Origin of the sequence: Micromonospora sp. NPDC047753, assembly GCF_040642735.1 — a bacterium.
GTDB lineage: Bacteria > Actinomycetota > Actinomycetes > Mycobacteriales > Micromonosporaceae > Micromonospora.
The window spans coordinates 1-5,555 of the sequence record NZ_JBEYSL010000450.1 but is presented as its reverse complement, the minus strand read 5'-3'; the positions used below and the strand labels follow the sequence as shown (position 1 = coordinate 5,555).

The following is a 5,555-nucleotide window of genomic DNA, read 5'->3' as shown; positions in this document are numbered from 1 at the left end:
GCCCGCCCGCCCGCCCCCGGACGGCCGGACGGTGAATCAGCTCCCCGCGGGTGCCGGGGAGGTGGGAGCCGCGGCAGGTCGTCGGCGTCGAGACACCGCACCCACCACCACGTCGATGAGAAGGAAGGCGAGCACTGTGAGCCCGAACAGGGGCAGCGCCCAGCCGATCGCCACCGTCACCGGTACGCCGATCAGCAGCGCCCAGAGCGGCAGGCCGCGTACGCCGCCGCGCGCCGGTGGGGTGCCGGCGATCGCACGGCGGTCGGCGCGGGTGGGCCGGCGTTGCCACCACATGCGGTAGCCCCAGAAGATGACGCAGAGCAGGCCGAGGGCGAGCGCGGCGAGCAGGATCTGGTTGACCAGGCCGAAGAGGATCCCCATGTGGGCCTGGATGCCGAGGCCGCTCAGTTTGGCCAGCAGGGGCCAGTCGGCGAAGTCGCTGCGGGCGGTGACCGTGTCGGAGGCCGGGTCGACGGCGATGCGGTCCTTCTTGACCGGCCAGGTGTTGTCGACCTGCGTGACGGTCCAGGCGGAGCCCGGCTCCGGCGCGGGACTGATCTCAACCGGACCGGAGAGGCCCGCGCCGCGAGCGACGGTCAGGACCCGATCGAAGGCCGCCGACTCGACGACCCCGCCCGCCCCGGCGGCACCGTGCTCGTGACCGCCGCCGGTCTCGGCAGGGGCGGTGGGGCCGGCGGTGAGACTGGTGGAGATCTCCGGAGTGCGGGCACTGAGCGCGTCGAGACCGGCGGCGAAGTTCGCGCCGGCGTATCGGGACCAGGTCAGGCCGGTGACGGAGAGGAAGAGGAGACCGACGGTGAGCCAGATGCCGGTGGTGGCGTGCCACCCTCGGGTGCGGCGGACACCCTTACCCGTGGACAGGTCCGGCACGAACAGGTGCCGGGCGGCGGCCCGGGCGACGCCACGTCGCCGCCACCAGAGGACGACCCCACCGAGCGCCATCACCCACAGCCAACTCGCGGCCAGCTCGGAGTAGTGCTCGCCCACCGTTCCCAGGTGCAGGTGGCGGTGCAGGTCGTCCAGCCAGGTGGTGATCGGCGTGGACCCGAACCAGGTGGTGAGCTGCCCCTGGGACTCACCGGTGTACGGGTTGATGTAGACGGTGTGCTGGTTCTCGCCGAGCTCGGGCAGGGAGAACACCACAGTGGTGGTCTGGTCGCCGGCGCCGGGTTGCACTGTGGTGATGCTGCCGTCCGGGTGCGCGTTGCGCGCGGCCCCGATCTGCTCGGCCAGCGGCAGTTGCCGGTCACCCACCTGGGCGACCTTCAGCTGGTCGCCGTAGAGGATCGTGTCGAGTTGCGGGGTGACGGTGTAGGCCAGGCCGGTCAGTGCGGCGACCACCAGGAACGGGGCGACGAGGATGCCGGCGTAGAAGTGCAGCCGCAGCAGCAGCGCGCCGAACGGCGACGTGCGCCGGGCGGCTCGGGCCGGTTTCTCGGCGGTGGTGGCGGGCTCCGGCTGCGGGGTGCCGGACAATTCAGTCAGAGACATGGTGATCCGATCGGAAGAGTCGGGAAGCACGAAGGTGTTTCCCGTACTGGTCTGGTCGCCCGGTGAGGTGTCGCATCGGCCCTGACTGGTAGTCGGGGGGAAGACGCCGGCGGTTCCCGAAGATCGGTCCTCGATGTCAGGGCTGGTCCGGCCGGGCCGTGCGGCGCGGATCGATGTCGGGACGTCCGGCCGCGGCGAGAAACGCGTTGTAGCGGGCGAGGTCGTCCTCCGCGCCGGTGGCGTCGGCCCGGTCGGCGGCCCGGTCGAGGCGGCCCTGTTCACGCTGGTCGGCGCGAATCCACTGACGAATCAGGACGATCATGACGACGACGGCGGGCAGCTCGCCGAACGCCCAGGCGATGCCGGCGCCGAGCTGCTGATCGGAGAGCAGCGACGACGCCCAGGTGGGGTGCACAGCGAGGTACCAGTCGGGGGCGATGACGGTGGTCGTCTGCATGAGGACCAGGCCGAAGAAGCCGTGCGCCATCATCGACGCCAGGTGGATGACCACCAGCACGGGATGGGGGAGGCGTCGACGGCCCGGGTCGACCCCGATGAGCACCCAGAACAACAGGTAGCCCGCGACCACGAAGTGGGTGAGCATCGCGAGGTGACCGAGGTGGGAGCGCATCAGCACGCCGAGCAGGTCGCTGAAGTACAGGCCGAACAGGCTGGCGGTGTAGACGCCCAGCGCGACGAGCGGATGGGTGAGCAGCCTCGTGGGCCGGCTGTGCACCGCGATCAGCAACCACTCCCGGGCACCGCGCACCCCCGGGTCGGCCGGTCGACGCAGGGTGCGGAGGGCGAGGGTGACCGGTGCGCCGCCGACCAGCAGGATCGGCACCAGCATCGACAACACCATGTGCTGGGCCATGTGCGCGCTGAACAACACGTACGCGTAGCGGGCGACACCGAGGTTGGTGGCTGCCGCCAACAGGAGCAACCCACCCAGCCAACTCGCCGTCCGGGCGAGCGGCCAGTGGTGCCCGGCGATGTGCATCCGGCGTACTCCGGCCAGGTACCCGCCGATGCCGAGAGCGCAGAGGGTCAGGAAGAACATGTCCGGCAGCGGTTGCCCGAGCAGATGTCCCGCAGTGGGTGCGGTGGGCATCGGGAAGCCGAGCAGCTCGGTGATCGGGTCGGCGTCGGTGCCCGCCTCGGCGACCGGGGTGGGGCTGCGGGAGAGCGCCACCGCCAGCCCCACGGTGGCGGCGAACACGATCAGCTCACCGGCGGCCAGCCGGCCGAACGCCCGTCGCCGTCCGGCACGCAACGCCGGCAGCGTGCGGGAGCGGTGAATCGCGCCGAGCGCGCCGAGGATCAGCAGGGCGACGAGCTTGCCGAGCACCAACCAGCCGTAGCGGGAGTGCCAGAGCTGGTCGACCGAGCCGAGGCGAACCGCGGCGTTGGCCGCCCCGCTGACCGACACGGCGACGAAACAGCCCAGGGCGAGGCGACTGTACCGAGCGGCGGCGTCGGCCAGCAGCCGACTGCGCCGTACCACCAGCAGGGCGATGAGGGCGCCGACCCACACCGCGGCGGCGAGGATGTGCAGGGCCAGGCTGCTGACGGCGATCTGGTGGTTGCCGGCCCCGGCGGAGTGCCCGGTGAAGGCCGGGGGAAGCACCGCCACCAGGGCCAGTACCGCGACGGTCGCGGCGAGGCCACGGGACACCCCGATTCGGGCCAGCAGTGCCACTGCCAGGGCCAGTCCGGCCTGCAGCATGAGGGACTGGCCCTGCGAGATGGTGGTGGCGAAACTGACGACGGTCGCGGGCCCGAGCGTCGTCAGTGGTTGGCCGAGCAGGTCCGAGGCGGTCAGCGCCAGCAGAGACAGCGCCGTCACCGACCAACCGAACGCGGCGACACCGGCCCGCCGCAGCAGCAGGTAGCCGTGCGGCGAGACGCTGGGTCCGTCGCCGGGCAGCAGGAACGCGGAGGTCACCAGCATGCCGACGGTGACGGTGGCCAGACCGTCGGACAGCAGCCGGAGAACTGGTAGCGCCTGGGTCGTGATCGGCCCCGCGTCGGGGAGACCCGGAATCGCGGCCGTGAACGCACCCCCGACCCGGAGTCCGAGCACCAACAGGATGGCCCCCGAGGCGACGGCGACGACGGTTACCAACCAGCCGGACCCCGTGGAACCCTTGTCTCGGGCGGCGGACAGGACTGGACCGGTCGGGGTCAATGAGGCGGTGGCGGCGGTGCGGACACCGCTCGGATCGTCGCCGACGAACTGCCGTGGTTCTGTGTGGGACATCTGTCGACCTTGCTGATGAGGTGATGAGGCGCGCCGACCGCACGGGGCGGGTCGGATCAGCGTCGGGCTGCCCGTCGCCACAGCAGCCCAGCCGCCACCAGGACGAGGAGAACCAGCGCGGCAGCCGCAGTGAGGACACCGGCGCTCGGACCGCCGCCGGACGCCGCCGCCGCGGCGGCGGCGGGCGCTGACGCGCTGACGGCGACAACTGGCGCGGCGCTGGACGAGGGATCGGCCACCATGAACGGGTACGACCCCTGAACCGGGTGCCCGTCGACGGAGACGACCCGGTAGGCGACCGTGTATGTCCCGTTCGGCAGGGTGTCGGTCACCTGGATGGTGCTCTTCGCACCGGTGACCACCGGTTCGCCGGTGGGAAGCTTCCGCTTGGCGGCGTCGGTGAGCACGATGGTGGTGAACGCGGGGTCGAGTCGCTGCATGAATTCGAGCGTGACCTCGGTCGGTGCGCTCGGCAGTGTCGCGTCCCGAGCTGGCGTGGCCGTTCGGAGCGAGTTGTGCGCCCAGGCCGGGCTGGCCGGGATGAGCACCGCCACGAGGACGGCGAGCACCGCCGCGCCGAGTCGGACGGCTGCGGGACGGGACGGCGGCACGCTCATCCGAGCACCTGCTCGCCGATCCAACCGCCGGGACGACATCCGGGCGGGATGGCGAAGACAGCGGAGCCGATCGGCGTGGTCCACTCGTTGAGCAGGTCCCGGTCGGCCAGCCGGCGCTGGATGGGCAGGAACTGCCTTCCGATGTCGGCCTGGTACGAGGCGAAGATCAAGCCGCTGTCCGCGTGGCCCTCCGCCGTCGGCACCCCGTCGTAGTTGTAGGGCCGGCGCAGAATCCTCAACCGGTCGTCGGTGACGTGGGCGCGGGTCATGTGCGAGAAGTCGGGGATGACGGTGAGGCCGTCGGCGTTGGTGGCAGCGAAGTCGGGTTCGTCGTGTTCGGCGGTCCCGGTGAGCGGGGCGCCGGTGTCGAGCCGTCGTCCGACGGCGAGTTCGCGGTCGGTCCGGCCGAGCAGGTCCCAGGTTTCCATGTTCATGCTGATCCGCCGGAGCACCAGTGTGGTGCTGTCGCGCAGCCACGCCGGGCCCTCCGCGACCCAGAGCGCGGTGTCCATGGGCGCGCCGGGTTTGGGGTTGGCGGTGCCGTCGAGCTGACCGAACAGGTTGCGTTGGGTGTGTCCGCCCGGCTCGACACCGGGGCTGCGCCGGAAGCCCTGCTGGACCCACCGCACTGTCGCGAACGGGCGGCTGTCCTTGACCAGGACCCGCTGGGCGTGGGCGACGGAGATCGCGTCGTCCGCGCAGATCTGCAGCAGCAGGTCACCGCCGGACCAGGCCGGCTGAAGTCGGTCGATGCGGAACGACGGCAGTTCGGTGACCGATGCCGGCCGGCGGTCGTCGACGGCGGCCGCCCGGTAGAGGCCAGGCCCGAAGCCGAAGGTCACTGTCAACCGTGCCGGCAGCAGCCCGAGTTCGGCCTCGGTGTCGGCCAACGCGGGTCGGCCCTGGGTGAGCCGGGCAGCGTCGTCGGTGAGCAGCCGCAACATCCGGCCCAGCGCGGCCCGGTCGGTGCCGGCCCGCAGGGTGAGCGCCACGAACGACGCGTGCGCCTGCGGTTCGGTGGACACCCCTGCCTGCCGGGCGCCATGGAACGGCTCGACCAGGCCGCCGACGCTCGCCACCGGCGTGGTGTCGGCGGCGGCCGGTGGTTGCCCGCTGGTCGGCGGTGCTGCTCGGGATCGCCCCTCTGCGCAGGGTGACCGCACAGA

At 71.9% G+C, this 5,555-nt stretch carries 4 protein-coding genes; all 4 read right to left on the bottom strand.

What is annotated here, in order from left to right:
* Positions 1–36: 36 nt before the first annotated feature.
* Positions 37–1,512 (bottom strand): PepSY domain-containing protein, encoded by a 1,476-nt coding sequence (locus ABZ749_RS28150; RefSeq protein WP_357233097.1) that lies wholly within the window; start codon positions 1,510–1,512, stop codon positions 37–39.
* A gap of 136 nt (positions 1,513–1,648) precedes the next feature.
* Positions 1,649–3,772, bottom strand: a complete 2,124-nt coding sequence (locus ABZ749_RS28145; RefSeq protein WP_357233095.1) for a cytochrome c oxidase assembly protein — start codon at positions 3,770–3,772, stop codon at positions 1,649–1,651.
* Positions 3,773–3,828: 56 nt separating this feature from the next.
* Complete coding sequence (locus ABZ749_RS28140; protein ID WP_357233093.1) at positions 3,829–4,389, bottom strand: copper resistance CopC family protein; 561 nt, start codon at positions 4,387–4,389, stop codon at positions 3,829–3,831.
* Positions 4,386–5,552: a Dyp-type peroxidase gene (locus ABZ749_RS28135; RefSeq protein ID WP_357233099.1), complete on the bottom strand. Its 1,167-nt coding sequence runs from the start codon at positions 5,550–5,552 to the stop codon at positions 4,386–4,388. Before ABZ749_RS28135 ends, ABZ749_RS28140 begins: the two co-directional genes overlap by 4 nt.
* Positions 5,553–5,555 lie beyond the last annotated feature (3 nt).